The sequence below is a fragment of the Mycobacterium attenuatum genome (genome assembly GCF_900566085.1).
Classification (GTDB): domain Bacteria; phylum Actinomycetota; class Actinomycetes; order Mycobacteriales; family Mycobacteriaceae; genus Mycobacterium; species Mycobacterium attenuatum.
The window spans coordinates 36,878-60,202 of record NZ_UPHT01000019.1 but is presented as its reverse complement, the minus strand read 5'-3'; the positions used below and the strand labels follow the sequence as shown (position 1 = coordinate 60,202).

The following is a 23,325-nucleotide window of genomic DNA, read 5'->3' as shown; positions in this document are numbered from 1 at the left end:
GCGGCGTCGAGTGTGCTCGCTGCGGCGTCGAGTGTGCAGCCACGGCGGAAGGATCGCCCAATTACCGCCACGGATGCAATGTCGATGCCATAGACGCACACTGAAAACCAGTACTACACAACCAAACCGCACCCCACCGGCAATAGCTCGCACTTCACGCCGCATCGCCCCGGTAAACCCGCTGCTAAAGCTAAAGAACCAACCTTGATCCGACACCGCGGTAAACCCCTGCGAGAGCTAGACAATCGAACTCCGCTCCGCCATCGCCGCCTGCACGCGCCGCAGGATGTCCGCAGGGCGATCCTCGGCGACCACCCGGATGACGATCCACCCCAGCTGCTCGAGCATCTCGATGCGGCGAATGTCCTTGACATACTGCTGGCGGTCTCGTTGATGATGGTCGCCGTCGTATTCGACGGCGACCATATAGTCTTCCCAGCCAAGGTCGAGATATGCGATCGGCATGCCATCCGCGCCCGATACGGCTATCTGGCTCCGCGGCCGCGGAAATCCGGCATCGATCAGTAGTAGCCGAAGATAGCTTTCCCTGGGTGACTGCGCCCCGGAGTCGACGAGCTCCAACGCGATCTCCAGCTGCCGCACGCCGCGCGCCCCGGGATGATGGGCGGCGACGCACAGCACATCGTCGACCTTGAAACCCGTCGCCAAGGCCAGCGCGTCCAGCCGGACCACAGCTGAGCGGACCGCTCCGCGACGGCCAATGTCGAAGGCGGTGCGCTCGGGTGTGGTGACTGCGCGCCCGTCGACGGTCTGTATTTCTCCGTCGCCTAGAACGTCGCGCCGCGTCAGCACACCGTGCGGCGGCCGGGAGTTTCGACATATCAGCTCTACAGGGAAGTCGTCGGGAATCCACTTGGCGCCGTGCAACGCCGCAGCCGCCGCACCCGCGATTACGGCCGAACCCCGCGACCACAGCCACGCAGCAGCTATCCGCTGTTCCAGCGACACCTGCGCCCGTCGCGACAGGTAGACATTCGGCAATACGGCGCGGTAGTGCGTGCGCAGTTGATGCCGGGTCAATGCTCTACACGCCAGTGCCTCGCTGCCGAGGAACGGCGCTTGCGAATCCCACATGCGGGCAAGATTGGCACGCAGACCGCCAACCGTGATTACCGATTTCCACAAGCTAGGAATCCAGTGTGCTTCCACGGCCGCGAATGAGCGGTTATGGCGGGCGTCACCGCCTGAATCCCTGCGTGGTCTCACGCTGAGAGCCGCCACCGCACGCTCGACGCCAGCGACACCACCGCCGCACATAGCGAAAACACAGCTTCACCCGCCACAGTTATCGCATGGCCGGGCAATCCGCGCGGTGGATCACCACGGCCCGAGTCCTGCGCCGGGCCGGGTTCGGGGTGAGCGGCCGCGAGGTGGATGCGGTGGCCGGTCAAGACTGGGCGGCCCGCCTCGACGACATCCTGGCCGCCGACCCCGATGCCGACCCGGGCGCGCGAGAAACCCCGATGCCGGTACTGCCCGCGCCGCGGCCCCCGGGCAAGAAGGCGACACCGGCGATGCGCGAAGACTTCAAGCGCGAGCTGGCCGAGCAACAGGCCGGGCTGACCGGATGGTGGCTGCGCCGCATGGTCGCCGTCCGCCAGCCGCTACGCGAGAAGCTGACCCTGTTGTGGCACAACCACTTTGCCACTTCGGCGCGAAAGGTCCGGGTCCCGGCATATCTGGCGGCGCAAAACCAGAAGCTGCGCACCCTGGCACTGGACGACTTCCGCACGCTGGCCTATGCCATGCTCACCGACGCCGCGATGCTGCGCTGGCTGGACGGGCAGAGCAATACCGCCAAGGCCGCCAACGAGAACCTGGCTCGGGAGTTCATGGAGCTGTTCGCGCTGGGCCACGGCAACGGCTACACCGAGGACGACGTACGCGACGGTGCTCGCGCCCTGACCGGATGGGTAATCGGCACCGACGGCCACACCATGATGCTTCCCAGGCGCCACGACTTCACCGCCAAGACGCTGTTCGGGGTCACCAGCAACTTCGACGCCGCCGGGTTCTGCGGCGCCGTGCTCGCCCAGCCGAAGTCCGCGCAGCACGTCGCGGGCCGGTTGTGGCAGCAGCTGGCCGCCGACGAACCGCCGCCCCCGGCGGTGCTCGACCGGCTGGTCAGCGCCTACGGCGCCACGCGCGACCTGCGCGCCCTCACCCGCGCCGTCCTCACCGACGAGGAGTTCACCAGCGGCCGGGCAACGGTCGTCACCACTCCGGTCGAATGGCTGGTAGGCGTCATCCGGTCGCTTCGGGTCCCCGTCGACAACCACCTCAAACTGATCGAGACGACACTCAAGGTGCTGGGACAGCGGCCATTCTTTCCGCCGGACGTCGGCGGCTGGCCGAAGGGCCAGGTGTGGCTGTCCACCGCGTCCGCCGGGACGCGACTGCGCACCGCCCTCCACCTGGCAAACACGGCCGACCTGTCAACAGTCGAAAACACCGCGGCGCAAGACCGGATCGATGCCGTGGGCTACCTGATCGGCGTGGGCGCATGGTCGGACCGCAGCGCCCGTGCGCTGGCCCCGCTGGTACGCCGACCGCCCCAGTTGGTCGCCGCCGCCGTCAACACACCGGAGTACCTGACGTCATGATCAACCGCCGCAGATTCCTGATCGCCAGTGCCGGCGCCGGCGCGGCCGGTCTGCTCTCCGGAGCGGTGGCGGTCAGCTGGCGCGATCTGCAGCACGCGGCCCACGACCGTCCGCTGCCCGACGACGCCGGCGTGCTGGTCATCGTCACGCTCTACGGCGGCAACGACGGGATCAACACCGTAATTCCCTACGCCGACAACGCATATCACGACGCACGTCCCGAACTCGCCTACACTGCAGGCGATGTCGTGCAGCTGGACGCGCAGCTGGGACTCAACCCGGGACTGCGCGGTCTGGCCTAACTTTGGCAGCAACGGCAACTGGCGATCGTGCGCGGCGTTGGCTACCCGAAGCCCGACCACAGCCACTTTCGCTCCATGGACATCTGGCAGACCGCATCGCCGGCCGAACCGGCTTCGACGGGCTGGATCGGCCGCTGGCTCGACGCCACCGGAGACGACCCGCTGCGGGCAGTCAACATCGGCGCCGTCTTGCCCCCGCTGGCGGTTGGCGAAAAGCGCACCGCCGCGGCGCTTTCGACCAACCCAGCAACGCAGGCCCCCGGCAGGTTCGACGCGACGATGAAGGCGCTGAGTGCGACCGACCCGGACGACACCCCGGCGATGGCGGCGGTTTCCAGGTCCTATCGCGACGCGCGCACCACCGACGCGGCGTTCGCGTCCATCAAGACGGACGGCGCCCATAATTCGCTGGCCACCCAGCTGAACATGGTGGCCGCGGCGGTCAAGGCGCGGGTGCCGGCCCGCGTTTACACCGTGCAGCTCGGCGGATTCGACACCCACGCCGACGAACGCGACACACAGCAGCGGCTGTTGCAGACTTTCGACGAAGCCGTCACCGGGTTCTTGCGGAAGATGGCCGGTGATCGCTGCGGCCGCAATGTCGTCGTACTGGCGTATTCGGAGTTCGGCCGCAGGGTGGCTGCCAACGCTTCGCAGGGCACCGATCACGGCACGGCCGGGCCGGTATTCGTCGCGGGGGTCCCCGTCAACGGCGGTTACTACGGCGACCAGCCCAGTCTCACCGACCTAGACCGCGGAGACCTCAAGTTCACCACCGACTTTCGCGACATCTACCACGAGCTGCTGGTGCATACGCTGGCAACCGACCCGACACCATCAGTCGGAACCGGCCCGACCAGCCTGGGTTTCCTGTAAGCAGTCCCGGGCGATTGCCAATTCCTCGTTGGTGGGGATCACCAGTACCGCAATCGGCGAGCCGTCCGTCGAGATCTGCCGGGGCCAGCCCGCCGGAGCAGCGTTGCGCCCCGCGTCGAGTTCGAGGCCCAGCTCACCCATTCCGGCCAACGCGTCACGACGTACCGCGGCATCGTGCTCGCCGATGCCCGCGGTGAAGGTCAGCGCGTCGGTGTGGCCGAGCACGGCCAGGTAAGCACCGATGTACTTGCGTAACCGGTGGATGAATACGTCGTAAGCCAATCTTGATGCGAGGTCGCCCTGTTCGATCAACTGGTGCAACCGCCGGAAGTCGCGTTCACCGGCCAGTCCCAAGATCCCGGAACGGTGGTTGAGCATCGACTCGATCTCGTCCACACCCATGTTCGCGGTGCGCCACAGGTACCACATGATGCTCGGGTCGACGTCACCGCTGCGGGTACCCATCACCAGACCCTCCAGGGGAGTGAGGCCCATGGAGGTGTCGACCGGGCGGCCGGCCGCGATCGCCGACGCCGACGCACCGTTACCCAGATGCAGCACAATCTGATTCAGCGTCTCCACCGGCCGGCCCAGGAAGGCGGCGGCCTGCTCACTGACGTAGCGATGCGACGTGCCGTGAAATCCGTAACGACGGATCTGCCACGCCTCGGCCAACTCGCGGTCGATGGCGTAGGTCGCCGCCGCGGCGGGCAGGTCATGGAAGAACGCCGTGTCGAACACCGCGACGTGCGGGATATCGCCGAGCATGGTGCGCGCCACCTTGATGCACAGCACCGCGGGCGGGTTGTGCAGCGGAGCCAACACCGACAGTTCCTCGAGCCGGGCCACCACCGCATCGTCGAGAACCGTCGGCCGGTGAAAGTCCTTGCCGCCGTGCACTACCCGATGCCCGACGGCCATCAGGCCACAGGTCGCCACGTCAATGCCGTCCTCGGACAGCATGTCGAAAGCACGCCGCAGCGCGGCGTCGTGATCGCGGACCGAGGACGACGCTTCGCCGATCCGCTCGATGTTGCCCGCCGCTTTAGACATACCCGACACGGGATCGATCAACTGGAACTTCAGCGACGACGAGCCCGAGTTGAGCACCAGCACCAGGCGACTACCTGGCATCGCCGATGCCCTGCGCCTGGATCGCGGTAATGGCAACCGTGTTGACGATGTCCTCGATCAGCGCCCCGCGCGACAAATCGTTCACCGGCTTGTGCAGGCCCTGCAGCACCGGGCCGATCGCGATGGCTCCCGCCGAACGCTGCACCGCCTTGTAGGTGTTGTTGCCGGTGTTGAGGTCGGGAAAGATCAACACCGTCGCCCGTCCGGCCACCGGCGAATCATGCATCTTGGCGGCCGCGACCGCGGGGTCGACTGCGGCGTCGTATTGGATGGGCCCCTCGACCAGCAGCTGCGGCTCGCGTGAGCGCACCAACTCCGTAGCCTCCCTGACCTTTTCGACGTCAGCACCGGTCCCCGACGCCCCGGTGGAGTAGGACAGCATCGCCACCCGCGGTTCGATGCCGAATTGTGCGGCGGTGCGCGCCGAGCAGATCGCGATATCGGCCAACTGCTCGGGCGTCGGGTTCGGCACGATCGCGCAGTCGCCGTAGGCCAACACCCGATCGGGCAGGCACATCAGAAAGATGCTGGACACCGTCAAGATACCTGGGGCCGTTCTGATGATTTCCAGGGCGGGACGAACGGTGTGCGCGGTGGTATGGGCAGCTCCGGACACCATGCCGTCGACGTGAGAATTGTAAACCAGCATGGTGCCGAAATACGATACGTCACACATGATTTCACGTGCCAGCTCGGCGGTGATGCCGTGCGACTTCCGCAATTCGGCATATTGCTCGGCGAAGCGGTCGCACAGCGGGCTGGTACGCGGGTCGAGCACCTTTGCCTGGCCCAGATCCACGCCGAGTTCGGCTGCGCGCGCCCGGATCCGGGCCTCGTCGCCCAGAATCGTCAGCTCGGCGATGCCGCGTTGCAGCAGGCGGCCGGCGGACTTGAGGATGCGGTCGTCGTCCCCCTCGGGAAGCACGATGTGTTTGCGGTTCGAACGCGCGCGTTGCTGCAAGCCATAGGTGAACATCTGCGGTGTTGTCACGGTCGGGATCGGAATGGCAAGGTGGGTCATCAAATCGGCGGTATCGACGTGGCGGTCCATCAGCTCCAGCGCGGTGTCGATCTTGCGCTGCGAGGTTGCGGTGAGCCGGCCGCGGGCCGCCGCGGCGGCGCCGGCGGTCTCGTAGGTACCCAATGTGGTGGCGATGATCGGCAACCTCAGCCGCAGCCCCGACACTAGCGCCGCGATCGACGGATGCAATTCGAAACCGCCGTTGATCACGATGCATGACAGCGACGGAAACCCTTCGGCCGCATGGGCGCTGGCGACGGCGAGCACCACGTCCGAGCGGTCGCCCGGCGTGATCACCGCCATGCCGTCGCGTAGCCGCTCCAGCACGTGATCGGCGGTCATTCCGGCCACCAGCACGTCCATCACCTCGCGATTGCGCAGCGGCGCCTCACCGCTGATCGCCGTCCCGTCGACGGCCCTTTCCAATTCGGCCACCGTCGGCGCCGACAGCAGCGGCTCCTCGGGCAGCGCGTAGCTTGGCGGACCGACGATGCGTAGCGCTTCGCGGATGGCCGCCAATTCCGCGGGCCCGCAACGGTTGGCCACCACCGCCGCGGTGTGTGCGTGGTGGGCCGACAGCTCGGCCAGACACACCCCGACGACGCTGACCACCTGGTCGGCGGTACGGCCTTTGGCGTTGACCGCCAACAACACCGGCACGCCGAGGTTGACCGCGATCCGGGCGTTGACCGACAGTTCGGTGGGGGTGGCGACGTCGGTGTAGTCGCTGCCGACGATCACCACCGCGTCGCACTTGTGCGCCATCGCGTGATACGCGGCGACGATGTCGGTGATCGCGGTGTCGGTGTCAACATGCAGCTGGTGGTAGGTCACGCCCACGCATTGCTCGTAGGGCAGGCCCGCGGTGGTGTGCTCCAACAGCAACTCCAGGAGGTAGTCACGCGCCCCGGATGCTCGCGTAAGTGGCCGGAACACGCCCACTTTGGCAACCGTTGCCGTCAACCGGTGCAGGATTCCCAGCGCAATGGTCGCCTTGCCGCTTGCCGGTTCGGGCGCGGCGATGTAGATCGCAGTGGCACCCGGGGAGCTCGGGGACACCGGCCGTTCAGCCCAGCCGTCGCAGCCGCGGCGCCAGGTCCGTTTCGAAGAGCTGCAGGAACCGGAGCTGGTCGTGCCCGGGCGCGTGGAATACCAGGTGGTTGAGGCCCCATGTCACGTACTGGCCCACCTGTTCCACGGCTTCGTCCGGGTCGGACGCCACGATCCAGCGCTTGGCGATCTGTTCGATCGGCAGGGCGTCGGCGGCCTTCTCCATCTCGATCGGGTCGTCGATGCTGTGCTTCTGTTCGGCGGTCAGCGACAGCGGCGCCCAGAACCGGGTGTTCTGCAAAGCCAGCTCGGGATCAGGGTCGTAGGAGATCTTGATTTCGATCATCTTGTCGATGTCGTCGGCGTTGCGGTTGGCCGCGGCCGCCCCTTCCAAGACGCCCGGGACCAGCTTTTCGGTGTAGAGCTCTGCGCCCTTGCCCGACGTGCAGATGAAGCCGTCGCCGGCGCGGCCGGCGTATTTGGCCACCGCCGGACCGCCTGCGGCGATGTACACCGGCACGCCGCCCAGGGGCACGTCGTAGATGGAGGCGCCCTTGAGCCGGTAGTAGTCGCCGTCGAAATCCACGCGGTCGCCGCGCCACAGTTCTCGCATCAGCCGCACCGATTCGCGCAGCCGGGCGAAGCGTTCCTTGAAATCAGGCCAGGCTCCTTGGTATCCGGTGGCGATCTCGTTCAGCGCCTCGCCGGTGCCCACACCCAGGAACACGCGGTCCGGATACAGACAAGCCATGGTGGCGAAGGCCTGCGCTATGACGGCGGGGTTGTAGCGGAAGGTCGGGGTGAGCACCGAGGTACCCAGCAGCACCCGCTTGGTGCGCTCGCCGACGGCGGTCATCCAGGACAACGAGAACGGCGCGTGCCCGCCCTTGTGGCGCCAGGGCTGGAAATGGTCACTGACCGTCGCGCTGTCCATGCCGTGCGCCTCTGCGGCGACGCCGAGTTCGACGAGCTCACGCGGGGCGAATTGTTCAGCCGACGCCTTGTATCCGAGTTTGAGTTCAGCCACCAGTTCTTTCTACTCCTGGACTTCCTGCTCCTAGACTCGCGGGCATGGCGGAGCTTGTTCAGGTCACCGAAAAGGTTCACCTTGCCCATGGCCATGCGGTGAACTGGGTGCTGGTCGCCGACGACACCGGGGTGATGTTGATCGACGCCGGTTATCCCGGCGACCGCGAGGAGGTGCTGGCGTCGCTGCGGCTGCTGGGCTACGAACCCGGAGATGTCCGCGCGATTCTGCTGACCCACGCGCACATCGACCACCTGGGCAGCGCGATCTGGTTCGCGCGTGAGCAGCACACGCCGGTGTACTGCCACGCCGACGAGGTGGGCCACGCCAAACGGGAGTACCTGGAGCAGGTGTCGCTCCTGGATATCGGGTTGCGCATCTGGCGGCCCCGCTGGGCGGTGTGGACGGTCCATGTGGCGCGCAGCGGCGGCCTGGTCCGCGACGGAATCCCGACCGCACAGCCGCTGACCGCCGAGGTGGCCGCGCAGTTGCCGGGCCACCCGATGGCCGTTTTCACTCCCGGCCATACGAACGGGCATTGCTCGTATCTGGTGGACGGTGTGCTGGCCAGTGGTGATGCTCTGATCACCGGCCACCCGCTGCTGCGCCGCGACGGTCCGCAACTGCTGCCCGCGATTTTCAGCGACAGCCAGCAGAACTGCATCCGCAGCCTGTCCGCGCTGGCCCTGCTGGAAACCGAGATTCTGGCGCCCGGCCACGGCGCCCTGTGGCGCGGCCCGATCCGGGAGGCCACCGAAGAGGCTCTGACACGCGCTGGTGTGAAGGCGCCGAGCCGGGAGAAGTGACGTGACTGACGCACGTATCGAAGAGATGGCACCCGGCGACGGTGAGAACTTGTTCTGGACGCTGGCACAGCATCTGCTCGCCCAGGCGGAAGTTTCCCGCTCGACGATGATGGGACTGCCGTGCTTGCGGGTGAATGGTGCCTTCTTCGCCAGCTGCGACCGAAAGACCGGCGAATTGCTGGTGAAGCTACCCGCGGCACGAGTCGCCGAGCTGATCGCCGCCGGACAGGCCGAACCCTTCGCGCCGGCGGGGCGCCGGTTTCGCGAATGGGCAGCCGTGCCGACGGCGCGCAGCGGCAGCTGGAAACCGCTGTTGCAAGATGCTTTAGCGTTCGTCGGGGGCCAACCCTGATGCGCGCATTTCGGTTTCCCCTGGGCACCGTGGACTTTCTGACCGAATTGCGCGCTCACAACGAGAAAAGTTGGTTTGATGCCCATCGCGGTCGTTACGAGGCCGACTACCTCGAGCCGGCGAAGGCGTTTGTCGAGGCGATCGGAACAGAGCTGGGTGATCTGGTGCCCGGCATTCATGCGGAGCCATGGTTACGAGGCTCGATATTCCGGATCAACCGGGATGTCCGGTTCAGCCGCGACAAGCGACCTTATAAGGACCATTTGGACTTTTGGTTCTGGGAAGGGGAGCGCACGACGGCGGTGGGCGGCTTGTTCCTGCGGGTGTCGCCGGACGGCATACTCGTCGGGGCCGGCGCGCACGGGTTTGACAGCAGGCAGCTGAATTCATATCGCAACGCCGTCACCGCGGCCGCGCCTGGGGCGGAGTTGGCCGCGGTCGTGTCTGACCTGGAAGCAGCCGGATACGAGATCGGCGGGCAAACGTTCAAGCGGGTGCCGCGCGGCTTCACCGCCACCGAGGCCACCGAACGCCTGCTCCGTCACTCCGCGCTCTACGTCCATAGCGAGCTGCCGGCGGATGCCGCCAGTTCAGGCGGTTTCATCGACGCGGTGCTGGCCGATTGGCGGACCTTCCTTGGCCTGTACACGTGGCTCACCGGACACGTCTAGCAAGCCGAGGACTCGGCGCCCTGGCCGACCAGGCGATGCTGCCGAAGTCATTCGGCGCCCCGGGATGGGACGGTTGGCCAGTTCGCAGGGTACGAACACGAGAACCCGCGCACGTCATTGAAACATGCCGGCGCAGTGGGCACGAGCAACAAGCAGCACGTGCCGGCCGGTTGAACGAAGCACGCAACCACAACATCGCCGCGCACGGCGTCGCCTTGAACCCTGGCTTAACTCGGCACCCGGTTCGCACCACTCAACCCTGCTCAAGAAATCTCGAGAAATGCGTTATTTTACCACCACGAGCCGGCGGACAACTTCCGTAGCAAACCAGGACGCGGCGATAGGGCCATGACCAACTGAGAACCCCGCCGCTTGCCCATAGCCAGGCCAGGAACGTTTCTACCGCACGCACGAATGCAGACCCGAAATCCAATCGCTGATTGCGGCAGCGGTCGACAGGTGCCGAATCCGTCACGGCGAGGCCTTGATTCGCTCGAATCTGTCCGCGGTGTACAGCTTCATGCAGGCGGTGCGGCTGATCTTGCCGCTAGTGGTCTTCGGGATGGTGCCGGGCCCCACCAACAGCAGATCGGCGATCCGTAGGCCATGCGATCTGGACACCGCCGCCATGACGCTTTTCTTCATGGTCGACACGTCCAACTCGGCTGATTGATCGGCGGCCGCAGCGACCTTCAGCTCGGCCACGACGACCAGGCGCTCGCCCGCGTCGTCGAGCAGTGAAAATGCGGCTACTCTGCCGCCGGTGAAATCCTTGACGGTGCTTTCGATGTCATCCGGATAGTGATTTGCACCGTTTTGGATGACCAGGTCCTTGATGCGCCCGACGATAAAGAGGCTGTCCTCCAGCATGAACCCCATGTCCCCGGTCCGCAGCCATGGCGCGTTCGGAGTGTCGGCATGCGCCTGGCGCAGGACCGCACGAAATTGCTCCCGGTTCGCCGTCTCGTCCGCATTGTGATAGCCGCGCGAGATCTTCCGGCCGCGCACCCAAATCTCGCCGACCTCACCCGGACCCAACTCGGTACGCGAGTCGGGATCCACAATTCTGAGCAGTGGCTCGTCGCCCGAGTTGTGGTAGCGCAGCAACCGCGTGCTGCGCTCGGTTTCCGCATTCCTTAACGCTGCGTGCCCGCGGGTCAGGCTTTGCGCATCGAAGTCAACGCACTGCGGCGGTGTTCCCGCTTTGGTGGTCGCGACGAATACCGCCGCTTCGGCCAGGCCGTACGACGGCCTAACCGCCTCCGGCCGAAGACCATAGGGACGAAACCGGTTCAGGAAGTTGCGCAAAGTGGTCGGCTGCACACGCTCGGCACCGCTGATGATGGTATGCACGCCGGCTAGATCACGACCCACCATATCCGCGTCAGAAATCCTTGCTGCCGCGAGATCGAAAGCAAAATTCGGCGCAGCAGAAAACGGCGCCTTGTGGCTTGCGAGAAGCCTGATCCAGCGCGCTGGTCTACGGATAAATGAATCTGGGCTAATGAGGGTACACGGACATCCCGTCAGCAACGGGAAGAAGATGCCAAGCACCAATCCCATGTCATGATAAAGCGGCAACCACGATACTACCGAACCGGGCAGCGCGGTGCGTTCATTCTTTTCCGGGAAATAATCACGAAGGACGTGTTCGAGATTTCTCTCGACATTGTTCAGAGTTAGCACCACGCCGCGGGGGGCCGCTGTCGACCCGAATGTGTACTGCAGATAGGAGCTGCTGCCCGGCGGCCGGCAATCATGAATATCGACGTCATCGTTCGTCAACGGGTAGAGATCAGCCAATGCGTCCACCGCGAGGATCGGTTCAACTCGGGACCGCCCATAGGCGGCCAGCGTCGACCTGACCGCTTGTTCGGCTTCCGATGTTGTCAGCACAATCTCGGCAGCGCAGTCGAGCAAAGCCAGCCCGGTCCGCTTGTCTTGCACGGTCCCCTGCGGTTCTGGTAGCGGAACAGGCGTCCAGCCTGCGCAAAGGGACGCCAGAAAGCCAACCACGTAATCCAGACCCGGTGGTGCGGATATCGCGGCAGACCGCCGTTGTTCGGCGCGCTTGTTCAAACCTGTCAGATAGGCCGCCAAACCGGTGGTCCGGCTATGCAATTGCCGCCAGGTCAGCTTGGCCATGCGCGCGGCGCCGCGCGCGTCGTAATCGACAAACACGAAAGCGTCATTGTCGGGAGTGGCAATCGCCCGTTCCCGCAACACCGAGATAATAGTCATGAGAATGGGCTTCCTTCATTCATGATCAATTGGTGCGGCGAGCGTGCCAGCTCTTCCGAGGAGACCATCGGCGTCCGATAAATGAGCGACAGGTTTGTAACAATGTCCAGCATCGTCATTTACACCTGCCGCGCTTCGATAATCCGGCACCTACTGGAATAACCTGGTCAACCGGAGCAATTGTTCTATTATCCACGGCCCAGGTTTATCGGCCGGACCCGCCGAGCTGTATCGTACATCCGGGTATACGGGTAGGGAAGTGCCTGCCAGCGGAGCAATTGCTCCAATAGTTTGATCCCGTAATCCCTCTGAAAAGATGCCTCCGCGGTGTACCCTCTGAGCTCGGCGTGCAGGTTGTGAGCGGGTTTATCGGAGCAATTGTTCCGCGGCCCGTAGCCGTGCTTTTATGTTGAAATCGCAACGGAAAGAGGCGATCATTGTTACTCAGCTTTTCGCTTTATGCGGGCCGCCGCCCCCCGCGCACGATATGGTTTGGCCGCACACCGTCGGCGCCGCAATCGACGGGGGGTTGCCCGCAGCCGCGACCTCCCGGCGGAACCGGCCGGACGGCGGCGACGCCGAAGCGATGATCCGTGGCGCACGCACGGTCGACGTCAATCACGCCCACATCAGCTGCGCGGCGAAGTCCGCATGAGCACCCGGAGACGCACGCGATACCGCGCTGCCGCCGGGCCGGCCATCCGAAGATGGTCGCTGCCCATCATGCTGTTCTGGGTGGCGTTGACGGTCACGGTGAATATCGTTGCGCCCCAACTGCAACAGGTCGCCAAAGCGCACTCGGTGACCCTCGGCTCCCGCGACGCACCGTCGCTGATCGCCATGAAGCGCATCGGCCGGAATTTCCAGCAGTTCGATTCCGACACCACGGCCATGGTGGTGCTAGAGACTCAGAGCGGGCTCGACGATGACGCACACCGGTTTTACAACGTTCTGATCGACCAGCTGTCCCGGGACAAGGCCCACATCGAATACGTCGAAAACTTCTGGGGAGACAGCCTTACCGCGGCGAGCGCGCGAAGTGCCGACGGCAAGGCCGCATATGTGGAGCTGTATCTCGCGGGCGATCAGGGGGGTTGGCGGGCCAACGAATCCGTCGAAGCGGTTCGACGCATCGTCGACAGCGTGCCGGCGCCACCGGGCGTCGCGGCCTATGTGACGGGCCCCGGTCCGCTGGGCACCGATCGAGTGAGCTACGGCGACCGTAGCCTGCAGAAGATCACGGCCATCAGCATTGCGGTGATCGCAATACTGCTGCTATTGACCTATCGGTCAGTGGTCACCGCTGTCGGTACCCTGCTCATCGTCGGTATCGAACTACTTGCGGTCCGCGGCATTACCAGTGTCCTGGCCATCAACGGCGTCGTGGGACTGTCCACTTTCACCGTCAATGTGCTGGTGGCGTTGACTATCGCCGCCGCTACTGATTACGTCGTCTTTCTCGTGGGCCGCTATCAGGAAGGGCGCACAGCCGGCCAGTCCCGAGAAGCTGCGTACCACATGATGTTTCGTGGTACAGCGCACGTGGTCTTGGGATCGGGCCTGACCGTCGCCGGGGCGATGTATTGCCTGAGCTTTACCAGGCTTCCCTACTTCAACACCCTCACGGCCCCCTGCGCGCTTGGTCTGATCGTGGTGATTCTGGCCTCCCTCACCCTGGCGCCGGCCGTGATCGGCACAGCTGGCCGATTCGGCGCGTTCGAGCCTCGGCACAGGACAACAACGCGGCGCTGGCGCCGCATTGGCACCGCTGTTGTCCGATGGCCTGGTCCCGTCCTCACCGCAGCCACGCTGGTGGCTATGCTCGGAATCCTTGCCCTGCCGGGATATCGGACCGGTTACAACGAGCGCTACTACATCCCCGGCGAAGCACCGTCCAATGTCGGCTACCGCGCGTCGGACCGCCACTTTTCACAGGCCCGAATGGAACCAGACGTCCTGCTGATCGAGACCGATCACGACCTACGTAACCCCACGGACATGCTCACGCTGGAACGAATCGCAAAGGGAGTGTTCCATATTCCCGGGGTTGCTATGGTGCAGAGCATTACCCGACCGTTGGGCTCCACGATCGACCACAGCTCCATACCGTTTCAGATGAGCTTCCAAAGCGCGGTGGCGATCGAAAACCTGCAGGATCTCAAAGAACGCGTGGCGGATCTGTCCAGGATCACCGACGAGCTGCAACACATGATCGACATCACCAAGCGCACCGAAGCTTTGACGCGACAACTTAGCGATATCACCCACGACATGGCTGATCACGCTGAACACATGCAGGCCAGCAGTGACGAATTGCGGGACCGACTAGCCGATTTCGACGACTCATGGCGCTCGATTCGCAGCTACTTCTACTGGGAGCGTCATTGCTTCGACATTCCGGTCTGCTGGTCGCTGCGGTCCCTTTTCGACAGCATCGATGACGTCGACCGACTCAGCGAAGATATCGGAAACTTCACACATGACCTTGCCCGGGGTGACACCGTACAGCCGCCGCTACTTGCCCAGTTGCCGACGATGATCGCCGCAATGGAGACCGTCAAAACCATTGCCCTGACGATGACCAGCTCGTTCTCCGGCCTGATCAATCAGATGGAAAGCCTCACCCGAAATTCGACCGCGATGGGCATGGCGTTCGACGCTTCCAACAATGACGACACGTTCTACCTGCCGCCGGAAGCCTTCGAGAATCGGGACTTCCAAAGAGGTTTGAGGCTGTTCCTGTCTCCCGACGGCAAGTCGGCGAGGTTCGTCATCACCCACAAGGGAGATCCCGCCAGTCCTGAAGGCATCGCCCAGGTCGACCCCATCACCCGGGCTGCCGAAGAGGCCGTGAAGGGAACCCCTCTGGCAAGCGCCAATATTCACCTGGCTGGCACCGCGGCCACCTTCAAAGATATCCACGTCGGCACCGTCTACGACCTCATCATCGCCATCGTCGCGTCGCTGTCGCTGGTCTTCATCGTCATGTTGGCCATTACCAGAAGCGTGGTCGCCGCCGCGGTCATCGTGATGTTGGCCGTCGGCTCGGACTACAACCTGCTGCTGGTCTCGCGATTCCAAGAGGAAATGGGGGCGGGTCTCAAGACCGGCATGATCCGGTCCTTGGCCAGCACGGGCAAGGTGGTCACCACCGCCGGGCTGGTGTTCGCCTGCACTATGGGTTCGATGGTGACCAGCGATCTGCGGGTCGTTAGCCAAATCGGCACCACGATAATGATCGGGCTGTTGTTCGACACCCTCGTCGTGCGCTCGTTCATGACCCCCGCGATCGCGACCCTGCTGGGTCGCTGGTTCTGGTGGCCGCGTCAGGTGCACCGCTCACGGCGGCAGCCCGAGGTGGTCGCGCGGTGTCAGGCTGACGTGCTCGGTGCGCAACACGCCGCGCTGCTGCAGTAGCGGCACCAGGCTGCGCCGGTCGCACGAGCCGGCCCACACGGAGCGGTCGATCTGCTGGGCGATATGCGTTGGGGTGCCGGAGAAATGCCGACGGCTGCTCACGGCGATGACCCGTGCCCTGGATCGATTGCCACGGTGGCTACCGCCGGAACCCAGCGCAGCTCACCGGCCGGTGGAGCGGCCGCCCTGTGCCGGGCGGCCGCTCCACCGGTGGCTTCACTCAGCCAGGTCACCGGTGACGAAGAAGGCGCTCGCGCACGTCATCTCAACTTCGCCGAACAGGAGCTCGTAAGCCACGTAGATCACCTCCTCTCCGGGTCAGCGGACAGCGGCCGGTAACGACGTGACTTGCAGCCATCGCGTCGAGTCAGGCGCGGCGGTGGTCAGGCCCAGCCCTGCCGCCATCAGTTCGTCACGTATCGTCGCGACGCTGACTCGTTGCAGGACCAGCGATTGGCGCCACAATTGGCCGTCGGCGGCCAAGGTGAACTCGCCGGTGGTGATGCCGCCGGAGTTGGAGTGAACCGTCAGTGTCACCTCAACTCCGTTGGCCGGCAACGACTTGGTCCAGCCCGCCGGCCGAGAGGCAAGTAATGACGGTGGCGCCCACTGAATGACGGCCCGCCCGGTCGGCGAGAGATGATGAGCAACGGTAGCCAGCATCGCTCTGCGCAGCTGGGCGTTTGGATAATTGACCAGGTTTGACATCAGCAGCACCGCGTCGAATGTCTCGGCCAACCGGAGGTCCTCGATGCGGGCCGCAACCGCGCGTGCCTTGCAGATCTGCGCCAGCATGTCAGGCGAGTCGTCGACGGCGGTGACGCGGTGGCCGAGCGAGGCGAGTGCGTCGGCAACCCGTCCGGTGCCGGCACCCAGATCGAGCACCGAGCTGTTGGGCACCAGCAATGATTGGACCTGCTCGATCTCTCCCAGCGACGGCATCCGCCGGTAGATCTCGACCGCGCTGCCGTCCCGCGTCACCGCGCTGTTGCCGGACGTCGTTGTGCTGCGCGGCATTTCGGTAGCTTTCTCTGCTCGACCGCTCGACGTACTCCAGACGGTCGTCGGAGTGCCATGGCAGTGACTTTTACGGGGTTGCGCCCCCGCACGCCAAGCCACCCCAAATATTGTCAACTATGGTTGCCATTAAGCTACCGTGCCATCACCCCGCCCGCAAGCCGGCCCCTCAGCTTGGGGCCGGACAAGCCTTACACCGTGCGGGCTAGGCCCCCAGACCCAAATGCTCACGCAACGTCGTACCGGCGTACTCGGCGCGGAACGCACCGCGCTCCTGCAACAGCGGCACCACCCGGTCGACGAATTCGTCCAGGCCGCGCGGTGTCAGGTGCGGCACCAGGATGAACCCGTCGCAGGCGTCGGCCTGCACATAGCGGTCCATTTCGTCGGCAATGTGAGCGGCGGTGCCGGCAAACTGCTGACGGCTGGTGACCGCGATGACCAACTCCCGGATCGAAAGATTGTCCGCCTCGGCCAGTTCCCGGTAACGACGGGCCAGCGCGACGGGATCGGCGTGGCGGACGCGGCCCTGGCTGATGGCACCGTCGGCAACGGGGTCCACATCCGGCAGCGGGCCGTCCGGGTCGTAGCCCGACAGGTCGCGGCCCCAGACCTGCTCCAACATCGCGATCGCGGTCGCCCCGCTGACCTGTTGACGGCGGATGTGCCACGCCTTGTCCTGCGCTTCGGCCGCGGTGTCTGCGATGACAACGGTCGCCGCGGGAAACACCTTGAGCCGGTGCGGGTCTCGGCCATAGGAGCGGGCCCGGCCCTTCATGTCGGCGTAGTAGCGCTGGCCTTCTTGCAGCGATGCGTGCAGGGTGAACACAGCGTCGGCGTGGCGGGCGGCAAAGGCCCGTCCCGTCGGGGAGTCGCCGGCCTGCAGCAGCACCGGGTGTCCCTGCGGTCCCGCCGGAAGGGCGGCGAACCCCCGCACGTCGAAGTGCTTGCCGGAGTATTCGATGCTGCCGATTCGCTCCGGGTCCACGTAGACGCCATGGTCGACGTCGGCCCGCACCGCGCCGGGCGCCCAGCTGTCCCAGAACTTTCGGGCCACGGCCAGAAACTCCTCGGCCCGCGCGTAGCGGTCGCCGTGGTCGAGGAAACCGCCGCGGCGGAAGTTGGCGCCGGTGAACGCATCCGACGAGGTGACGATGTTCCAACCGGCGCGGCCGCGGGACAGGTGGTCGAGCGTGGCGAATTGCCTTGCCACCTCGAACGGTTCGTTGAAGGTGGTGTTGATGGTCCCGGTCAGGCCGATGCGATCGGTGACGGCGGCCAGCGCCGCCAGCACGGTGAAGGTGTCCGGGCGACCCACCACGTCCAGGTCGTAGATCCGGCCGCGATGCTCGCGTAACCGCAGCCCTTCGGCGAGAAAGAGGAAGTCGAACAGGCCGCGTTCGGCGGTGCGGGCCAGATGCACGAACGAGTCGAACTCGATCTGGCTACCGGCGTCGGGGTCCGCCCAGACCGTGGTGTTGTTCACCCCCGGGAAGTGGGCCGCGAGGTGAATGGGCCTGCGACTCACATCAGCCCCCAGCTGCGCGCGATCAGTTCGTGTGAGTGCAGCCGGTCCTGGTGACCGTGCGTCACCGAGGTGATGACGAGTTCGTCGGCACCGGCGACCCGCTGCAGTGCGTGCAACCGCTGCGCCACCTCATCGGGGTCGCCCACGAATTGCGTTGCCAGCCTGTCGATTACCACGGCGCGCTGCTCCTCGGTCAGCGGCGCACAGTCGGCGGGGTTGGGGTAGGGGATGGCGCCTCCGTTGACGCGGATGGAGTACACCCAATGCCCGTAGCTGGCTGCCAGGTGCCGGGCGGTGGCAGTGTCGTCGGCGACCACGACGTCGGCCGACACCACGACATAGGGCCGCGCCAAGTAGGCCGACGGGACGAAGGCGGCGCGATAGGCGTCGACGGCTTCCAGTGCGGTGGCCGGGGTCAGGTGATAGCTGGCCACGAAAGGCAGGCCCAGCGCCCCGGCCAGCAGCGCGCTGTGGCCCTTGCTGCTGCCGAAGATCCACGGGGTCAGCGCGGCCCCTTCCCCGGGTACCGCGTGGACGTCGAAACCGTCCACCCGATAGGTGCCGGTCAACATGGCGATGATGTCGCCGACCTGCTCAGCGAAGTCGCGTGCGACCGTCTCGGGTTGCTGCAGGATCGCCATGGTGGCCTGGACCCGGCCACTGGACAGCAGGGTGCGCACGTCGAAGGGGGGCGGGATGACCACACCGTCGACCTCGCGCCACTCAACCGGTGGCCGCGGTTCGCGGGCTTTGGCCGGGTCTCGCGGCTTTACGCCGCGTCGCAGTGCGGACCGGCCCAGGCCGAGATCGATGCGCCCAGGATAGAACGCGTCGAGCATGCCGAAGCTCTCGACCACCGCGGCGGCGGTGGTGTGGCTGAGCTGGACCGCGGCCGAGCCCACCCGAATGCTGTTGGTAGCCGAGGCGATTTGACCGATCAGTACCGCCGGGGCCGCGCTGGCGACGGCGACGAAGTGGTGCTCGGCGATCCAGTAACGGCGATAGCCCCACCGCTCAGCATGTTGGGCCAGTTCGACGGTGTTGCGCAATGCCGTCGCGGCGTCGCTGCCGGCGCTGATCGGCGACAGGTCCAGGATTGACAGTGGGATCACGGGTTCACCGCCGTATATCGGTTGGGCGCGGCCGGTAGGCCGAGTCGCTGGCGCAGCGTTTCAGTATCGCGATAGTGCGTTCGAAACCGGCCGGCGCGCTGCAGCAGCGGCACCACCTGGTCGACGATCACCGGCAGATCGGTGACGTTGACCGCCGGCCGCAGCCGCACACCGTCGATGCCGCAGCGCTGCCAATTCAGCAGCAGCTCAACAAGATCTGCCGGGCTGCCGGCCCAGACCAGTGCATCAGACCGGAAGTTGGCGGCTCCGCCGAACGAAACCACCACGTCGGCAAAGACTTTCAACCCGCCTCCGGCGGCACGCACATCATCGAGGATGTCGGTCAGCGAGTCTTCGACCGGCGTGATGAAGACCAGATCTGCTGCGACGGCCGCGAACTCGTAGGCCGGCAGCGCATGCGCCAGGGCGGCCACCACCGGCTGACCCTGCGGCGGCCGCGGCGTTATCGACGGTCCCTTGACCGCGAAATATTTTCCCGTGAAGTCGATGTAATGCAACTTGTCCCGGTCGACGTAGCGGCCCGTGGCCACGTCGCGAATCACCGCCTCATCTTCCCAGCTGTCCCAGAGCCGGCGCACCACCTCGACGCAATCCCGGGCTTCCTCGAATAATTCGTCGGGCTGCAGCGAACGGCGACCGAACAGGGCCGCCTCGTGGGCGGTCACGCTGACCCGCGGCTGCCAGCCGGCCCGGCCGTGCGACACAAAGTCAAGCGTGGCAATGGCTTTCGAGATATGGAAGGGTTCGGTATGGGTGACCGTGGCCACCGGAACCAGACCGATATGCCGGGTCGCCGGGGCGATGCGGGCCGCGACCAGCACCGCGTCGGCGCGGCCGGCCAGGCGCCGGGGATCGATCCGCTCGCGCCGGCCCGGCTGCGGCATCAGGCTGTCGTCAACGGTCAGAAAGTCCAGCAGCCCGCGTTCGGCCGTCAGCGCGACGTCGACCCAGTAGCCGCCGCTGAGCACCGACCGGGACTCGACCGCCACAGTGGCCCGCCAGGCTTGCGGGTGCCAGCCATACCCGTCCAGCGCGACCGCCAAATGCAGGAGATCCGTCATGTCAGCTCTTTTCGGAATGCGACAGGCAGGACGGGACCCGAAGAGGGCAACGGCTCCGGCAGCCGGGTGTAGCCAGCTGCCCTATACAGCTCCTCGGCCTCGGGTTGACGGTCGCCGGTTACCAGATAGACGTTGCCGTAACCGCGGGCCGCGATCTCGGCTTCCAGCTCGGCCACCAGCGCCCTGGCGTATCCGCGGCGGCGATGCTCGCGGTGGGTCCAGACCCGCTTGAGTTCGGCGGTGTCGGCATCGCGGCGGCAGAACGCGCCGCCGGTCACCGGACGGTCGCCGAGCAGACCGATCATCATGCCGCCATCGGGTGGCGCGAACTCGGAGGCCGGGCTGCGCGTCAGCCATGCCAGCACCACGGGCGGCGTGCTGCCGTAGCGCTGCGCGTATTCGACGGCGAGCTGGTTGAGCAGCGGCTGCGCCAGCGGGTCGTGGAGTGTTGCGGCAACGAACCGTAATTCGGGCATCACCTAACTCCGCGTCGCGGTGACATACCGAGGGGTGATAGCCACGTCCCGGGGCCGGGCACTCCGGCGGCCCGGCATTCCCATCACCCCGAACAGCTCGACGACGTCGCGTTCCACCGTCTCCCAGCCGTGGGATGCCAACCATTCCGGAAGATAGCGGTATTCGCCCGGATACGTCAGTGCGGCCAGGTCCACGTCCAGGCCGAACTTTCGCCAGCGGTCGACGAAAGCCCGTCCGGCCTTCTGCTGCAACGGTGTCCACGTGGGCATGTGATCGGCGGGGAACCGGCTGCCCGCCGCACTCACCGCAGTGAGGTCGTTGAGCAAGCGCTCCTGCCCACCCGGGGGCAGGTAGCCCACGAGCAGGTTCTCGGCAATCCACACCGTGGGTTGCTCCGCGTCGAAACCGGCCCGCCACAAGGCCGCCAGCCAATCCTGACGAAGGTCCATGCCGACCGCGCGACGGTGGGCGGTCGGCTTGGCGCCCAGACCGCGCAACACCACCGTCTTGAATTCGATCACTCGCGGCTGGTCTATCTCGTACACCGTTGTTCCCGGTGGCCACCACAGCCGGTATGGCCGGGCGTCCAGGCCAGACCCCAGGATCACCGCCTGACGAATCCCCGCCCGGCCCGCGTCGGCAAGGAAACCGTCGAGGAACCGGGTGTGCGTCACCAGGATGTCGATGAGACCGGAGGTTGTCCGGTTGTCGGCCTCGTCGGCCTCGTCGTTCTGGGCCAGTTGGCCGTCGATTATCCGGGTGAAGTACCCCACCCCCGCGGCCCGAACCAGCGGTTCGGCGAACGGATCGTTGAGCAACCCGGCGCCGGCGGCGACGGCCCTGGCGGTCGCGCCGAAGGTCGCGGTTACCCCGACGCCGGTGGTCGGATCCCAGTCGTCGTCATCGGTGCGTACCATCTGCCCTCACCCCGTCAGGGCCTCGTCAAACATCCGAACGCTGGCGCAGCCTCAGCCCGACGGCCGCACGCCAACCGAGCAGCAACACGCCGGTGACCGACGAGGCGACCACGACGAAACTCACCGCCACACCGGCCGACGTGGCCTTGCGCAACACCATGCCGACCGCCACGGTGCCGATCCAGACCATCACCCCGGTGGGCGTCACGCTGGTGGGCCGTTGCCAGCCCCGCGACACCAGCCATCCGGTGAGGGTCCCGCTCAGAAACGGCCACGCGGTTGTCGCGACGCCGGCAACGCTGATGCCCTCGGCATGGCTGCGGCGCCCGATGGTGCAGAAGATCAGGACGGCGACCACGTCGGTGGCCAACGCGCCCATCCAGGAAAGCCGGCGCCGCGGTTGCATGGAGCGAGATTACCGGGCCGGGCAGGATGTTGGTCATGAGCACTGATACCCCACCCGCGTTCGACCGCTACGATCCGCTCGGGCTGGACGCGTCGCTGTCCGCCGATGAACTCGCGGTGCGCGACACCGTACGGCAATTCTGTGCCGAGCAGGTAACGCCATTCGTCACCGAGTGGTTCGAGAACGGCGACCTGCCGGTGGCCCGCGAGCTGGCCAAACAGTTCGGCCAACTGGGCTTGCTGGGAATGCATTTGCACGGCTACGGATGTGGGGGCTCGTCCGCGGTCCACTACGGCTTGGCCTGCCTGGAGCTCGAGGCCGCCGATTCCGGCATCCGGTCGTTGGTATCGGTGCAAGGTTCGCTGGCAATGTTCGCCATTTGGCACAACGGCTCCGAGGAGCAGAAGCAGCAATGGCTGCCCGGCATGGCGGCCGGCGAGTTGGTCGGCTGTTTCGGGCTTACCGAACCCGACGCCGGGTCCGACCCGGGCGCCATGAAAACGCGGGCGCGACGTGACGGTTCGGATTGGGTGCTCGACGGGCGAAAGATGTGGATCACCAACGGTTCGATCGCCGACCTCGCGATCGTGTGGACCGGCACCGACGAGGGAATCCGCGGCTTTATCGTGCCCACCGACACCCCGGGCTTCACCGCCAACACGATTCATCACAAACTCTCACTGCGGGCGTCGATCACCAGTGAATTGGTGCTCGACGATGTCCGGCTGCCCGCCGAAGCGATGCTGCCCAACGCTATTGGACTGCGGGCGCCGCTGGCCTGCCTGTCCGAGGCTCGGTACGGAATAGTCTGGGGCGCAATGGGTGCCGCGCGGTCCGCGTGGCAGTCCGCGCTCGACTACGCGCTGCAGCGCACTCAATTCGGCCGTCCCATCGCCGGATTCCAGTTGACTCAGGCAAAACTGGTCGACATGGCTGTCGAACTGCACAAGGGCCGGCTGCTGGCACTGCATCTCGGACGGCTCAAAGACCGTGTCGGCCTGCGCCCCGATCAGGTCAGCTTCGGCAAGCTCAACAACACCCGCGAGGCGATCGAGATCTGCCGCACCGCGCGGACCATCCTGGGCGGCAACGGAATATCGCTGGAGTACCCGGTGATCAGGCACATGGTCAACCTGGAATCGGTGCTGACCTACGAGGGCACCCCCGAGATGCACCAGCTGGTGCTCGGCCAGGCCTTCACCGGCATGGCCGCGTTCCGCTGAGCCGGCCCGGGGCGATGGTTCAGCACGTTCTGCTCGAATCCG

The 23,325-nt window shown here is 65.7% G+C and carries 18 protein-coding genes and 1 pseudogene; 7 read left to right on the top strand and 12 right to left on the bottom strand.

What is annotated here, in order from left to right:
* Positions 1-237: 237 nt before the first annotated feature.
* Positions 238-1,095 (bottom strand): endonuclease domain-containing protein, encoded by an 858-nt coding sequence (locus tag EET13_RS03090; protein WP_168990656.1) that lies wholly within the window; start codon positions 1,093-1,095, stop codon positions 238-240.
* A 218-nt stretch (positions 1,096-1,313) separates the two neighbouring features.
* Between EET13_RS03090 and EET13_RS03085 the strand changes: the two genes are divergently transcribed.
* On the top strand, positions 1,314-2,624 hold the full coding sequence (locus EET13_RS03085; protein WP_122440910.1) for a DUF1800 domain-containing protein: 1,311 nt from the start codon (positions 1,314-1,316) through the stop codon (positions 2,622-2,624).
* Positions 2,621-3,802, top strand: a pseudogene (locus EET13_RS03080) (DUF1501 domain-containing protein). The gene EET13_RS03085 and the pseudogene EET13_RS03080 overlap by 4 nt, the downstream one beginning before the upstream one ends.
* Here the strand turns inward: EET13_RS03080 and EET13_RS03075 are convergent.
* Genes EET13_RS03075 through fgd form a run of 3 tightly spaced genes read right to left on the bottom strand, consistent with a single transcriptional unit; the run spans position 3,764 to position 8,034 of the window.
* Positions 3,764-4,936 carry an acetate kinase gene (locus tag EET13_RS03075; protein WP_122440909.1) on the bottom strand — a complete coding sequence of 391 codons (1,173 nt, stop codon included), beginning with the start codon at positions 4,934-4,936 and terminating at the stop codon, positions 3,764-3,766. The pseudogene EET13_RS03080 and the gene EET13_RS03075 sit on opposite strands and share 39 nt — an antisense overlap.
* On the bottom strand, positions 4,926-7,016 hold the full coding sequence (pta, locus tag EET13_RS03070) for a phosphate acetyltransferase (RefSeq protein ID WP_122440908.1): 2,091 nt from the start codon (positions 7,014-7,016) through the stop codon (positions 4,926-4,928). Before pta ends, EET13_RS03075 begins: the two co-directional genes overlap by 11 nt.
* A 7-nt stretch (positions 7,017-7,023) precedes the next feature.
* Positions 7,024-8,034, bottom strand: coding sequence for a glucose-6-phosphate dehydrogenase (coenzyme-F420) (fgd, locus tag EET13_RS03065; protein ID WP_122440907.1), 1,011 nt, complete (start codon positions 8,032-8,034; stop codon positions 7,024-7,026).
* Positions 8,035-8,078: 44 nt separating this feature from the next.
* Between fgd and EET13_RS03060 the strand changes: the two genes are divergently transcribed.
* From EET13_RS03060 to EET13_RS03050, 3 genes are read left to right on the top strand one after another with little or no spacing between them, the layout of a single operon-like run.
* Entirely contained in the window at positions 8,079-8,840 is a 762-nt protein-coding gene (locus EET13_RS03060; RefSeq protein WP_122440906.1) for an MBL fold metallo-hydrolase, read from the top strand.
* 1 nt (position 8,841) lies between these two features.
* Positions 8,842-9,192 (top strand): hypothetical protein, encoded by a 351-nt coding sequence (locus EET13_RS03055; protein WP_244603736.1) that lies wholly within the window; start codon positions 8,842-8,844, stop codon positions 9,190-9,192.
* A gap of 29 nt (positions 9,193-9,221) precedes the next feature.
* Positions 9,222-9,863 carry a DUF2461 domain-containing protein gene (locus EET13_RS03050; protein WP_168991221.1) on the top strand — a complete coding sequence of 214 codons (642 nt, stop codon included), beginning with the start codon at positions 9,222-9,224 and terminating at the stop codon, positions 9,861-9,863.
* Positions 9,864-10,334: 471 nt separating this feature from the next.
* On the opposite strand, the gene EET13_RS03045 is transcribed toward EET13_RS03050, so the two are convergent.
* Positions 10,335-12,104, bottom strand: coding sequence for an AMP-binding protein (locus tag EET13_RS03045; protein WP_122440904.1), 1,770 nt, complete (start codon positions 12,102-12,104; stop codon positions 10,335-10,337).
* Between the two features lie 651 nt (positions 12,105-12,755).
* Here EET13_RS03045 and EET13_RS03040 point away from each other — a divergent pair.
* A complete protein-coding gene (locus EET13_RS03040) occupies positions 12,756-15,521 on the top strand; it encodes an MMPL/RND family transporter (protein WP_122440903.1) in 2,766 nt (921 codons plus the stop codon).
* Positions 15,522-15,839: 318 nt separating this feature from the next.
* Here the strand turns inward: EET13_RS03040 and EET13_RS03035 are convergent, their stop codons facing one another.
* The 7 genes from EET13_RS03035 to EET13_RS03005 form a co-directional block, all read right to left on the bottom strand.
* On the bottom strand, positions 15,840-16,538 hold the full coding sequence (locus tag EET13_RS03035) for a class I SAM-dependent methyltransferase (protein ID WP_122440902.1): 699 nt from the start codon (positions 16,536-16,538) through the stop codon (positions 15,840-15,842).
* 205 nt (positions 16,539-16,743) lie between these two features.
* A complete protein-coding gene (locus tag EET13_RS03030) occupies positions 16,744-18,066 on the bottom strand; it encodes an NtaA/DmoA family FMN-dependent monooxygenase (RefSeq protein WP_122440901.1) in 1,323 nt (440 codons plus the stop codon).
* Entirely contained in the window at positions 18,063-19,178 is a 1,116-nt protein-coding gene (locus EET13_RS03025; protein ID WP_122440900.1) for an LLM class flavin-dependent oxidoreductase, read from the bottom strand. Before EET13_RS03025 ends, EET13_RS03030 begins: the two co-directional genes overlap by 4 nt.
* Positions 19,175-20,260, bottom strand: a complete 1,086-nt coding sequence (locus tag EET13_RS03020; RefSeq protein WP_122440899.1) for an LLM class flavin-dependent oxidoreductase — start codon at positions 20,258-20,260, stop codon at positions 19,175-19,177. The genes EET13_RS03025 and EET13_RS03020 overlap by 4 nt, the downstream gene beginning before the upstream one ends.
* Positions 20,257-20,736 carry a GNAT family N-acetyltransferase gene (locus EET13_RS03015; RefSeq protein WP_122440945.1) on the bottom strand — a complete coding sequence of 160 codons (480 nt, stop codon included), beginning with the start codon at positions 20,734-20,736 and terminating at the stop codon, positions 20,257-20,259. The genes EET13_RS03020 and EET13_RS03015 overlap by 4 nt, the downstream gene beginning before the upstream one ends.
* A 3-nt stretch (positions 20,737-20,739) precedes the next feature.
* Positions 20,740-21,654: an SAM-dependent methyltransferase gene (locus EET13_RS03010; protein WP_122440898.1), complete on the bottom strand. Its 915-nt coding sequence runs from the start codon at positions 21,652-21,654 to the stop codon at positions 20,740-20,742.
* 25 nt (positions 21,655-21,679) lie between these two features.
* The gene (locus EET13_RS03005; RefSeq protein WP_122440897.1) at positions 21,680-22,060 is read right to left on the bottom strand and encodes a DUF3054 domain-containing protein; all 381 of its coding nucleotides are present in this window, start codon (positions 22,058-22,060) and stop codon (positions 21,680-21,682) included.
* Positions 22,061-22,095: 35 nt separating this feature from the next.
* Between EET13_RS03005 and EET13_RS03000 the strand changes: the two genes are divergently transcribed.
* On the top strand, positions 22,096-23,283 hold the full coding sequence (locus EET13_RS03000; protein ID WP_122440944.1) for an acyl-CoA dehydrogenase: 1,188 nt from the start codon (positions 22,096-22,098) through the stop codon (positions 23,281-23,283).
* The last annotated feature ends 42 nt before the right edge of the window (positions 23,284-23,325 follow it).

What these genes read in the sequence shown, in the direction of transcription:
- EET13_RS03090 (WP_168990656.1), bottom strand. Translation starts at nt 1,095, where the DNA reads ATGTGGGATTCGCAAGCGCCGTTCCTCGGCAGCGAGGCACTGGCGTGT.
- EET13_RS03085 (WP_122440910.1), top strand. Translation starts at nt 1,314, where the DNA reads ATGGCCGGGCAATCCGCGCGGTGGATCACCACGGCCCGAGTCCTGCGC.
- EET13_RS03075 (WP_122440909.1), bottom strand. Translation starts at nt 4,936, where the DNA reads ATGCCAGGTAGTCGCCTGGTGCTGGTGCTCAACTCGGGCTCGTCGTCG.
- EET13_RS03060 (WP_122440906.1), top strand. Translation starts at nt 8,079, where the DNA reads ATGGCGGAGCTTGTTCAGGTCACCGAAAAGGTTCACCTTGCCCATGGC.
- EET13_RS03045 (WP_122440904.1), bottom strand. Translation starts at nt 12,104, where the DNA reads ATGACTATTATCTCGGTGTTGCGGGAACGGGCGATTGCCACTCCCGAC.
- EET13_RS03040 (WP_122440903.1), top strand. Translation starts at nt 12,756, where the DNA reads ATGAGCACCCGGAGACGCACGCGATACCGCGCTGCCGCCGGGCCGGCC.
- EET13_RS03035 (WP_122440902.1), bottom strand. Translation starts at nt 16,538, where the DNA reads ATGCCGCGCAGCACAACGACGTCCGGCAACAGCGCGGTGACGCGGGAC.
- EET13_RS03020 (WP_122440899.1), bottom strand. Translation starts at nt 20,260, where the DNA reads ATGACGGATCTCCTGCATTTGGCGGTCGCGCTGGACGGGTATGGCTGG.
- EET13_RS03015 (WP_122440945.1), bottom strand. Translation starts at nt 20,736, where the DNA reads ATGCCCGAATTACGGTTCGTTGCCGCAACACTCCACGACCCGCTGGCG.
- EET13_RS03010 (WP_122440898.1), bottom strand. Translation starts at nt 21,654, where the DNA reads ATGGTACGCACCGATGACGACGACTGGGATCCGACCACCGGCGTCGGG.
- EET13_RS03005 (WP_122440897.1), bottom strand. Translation starts at nt 22,060, where the DNA reads ATGCAACCGCGGCGCCGGCTTTCCTGGATGGGCGCGTTGGCCACCGAC.
- EET13_RS03000 (WP_122440944.1), top strand. Translation starts at nt 22,096, where the DNA reads ATGAGCACTGATACCCCACCCGCGTTCGACCGCTACGATCCGCTCGGG.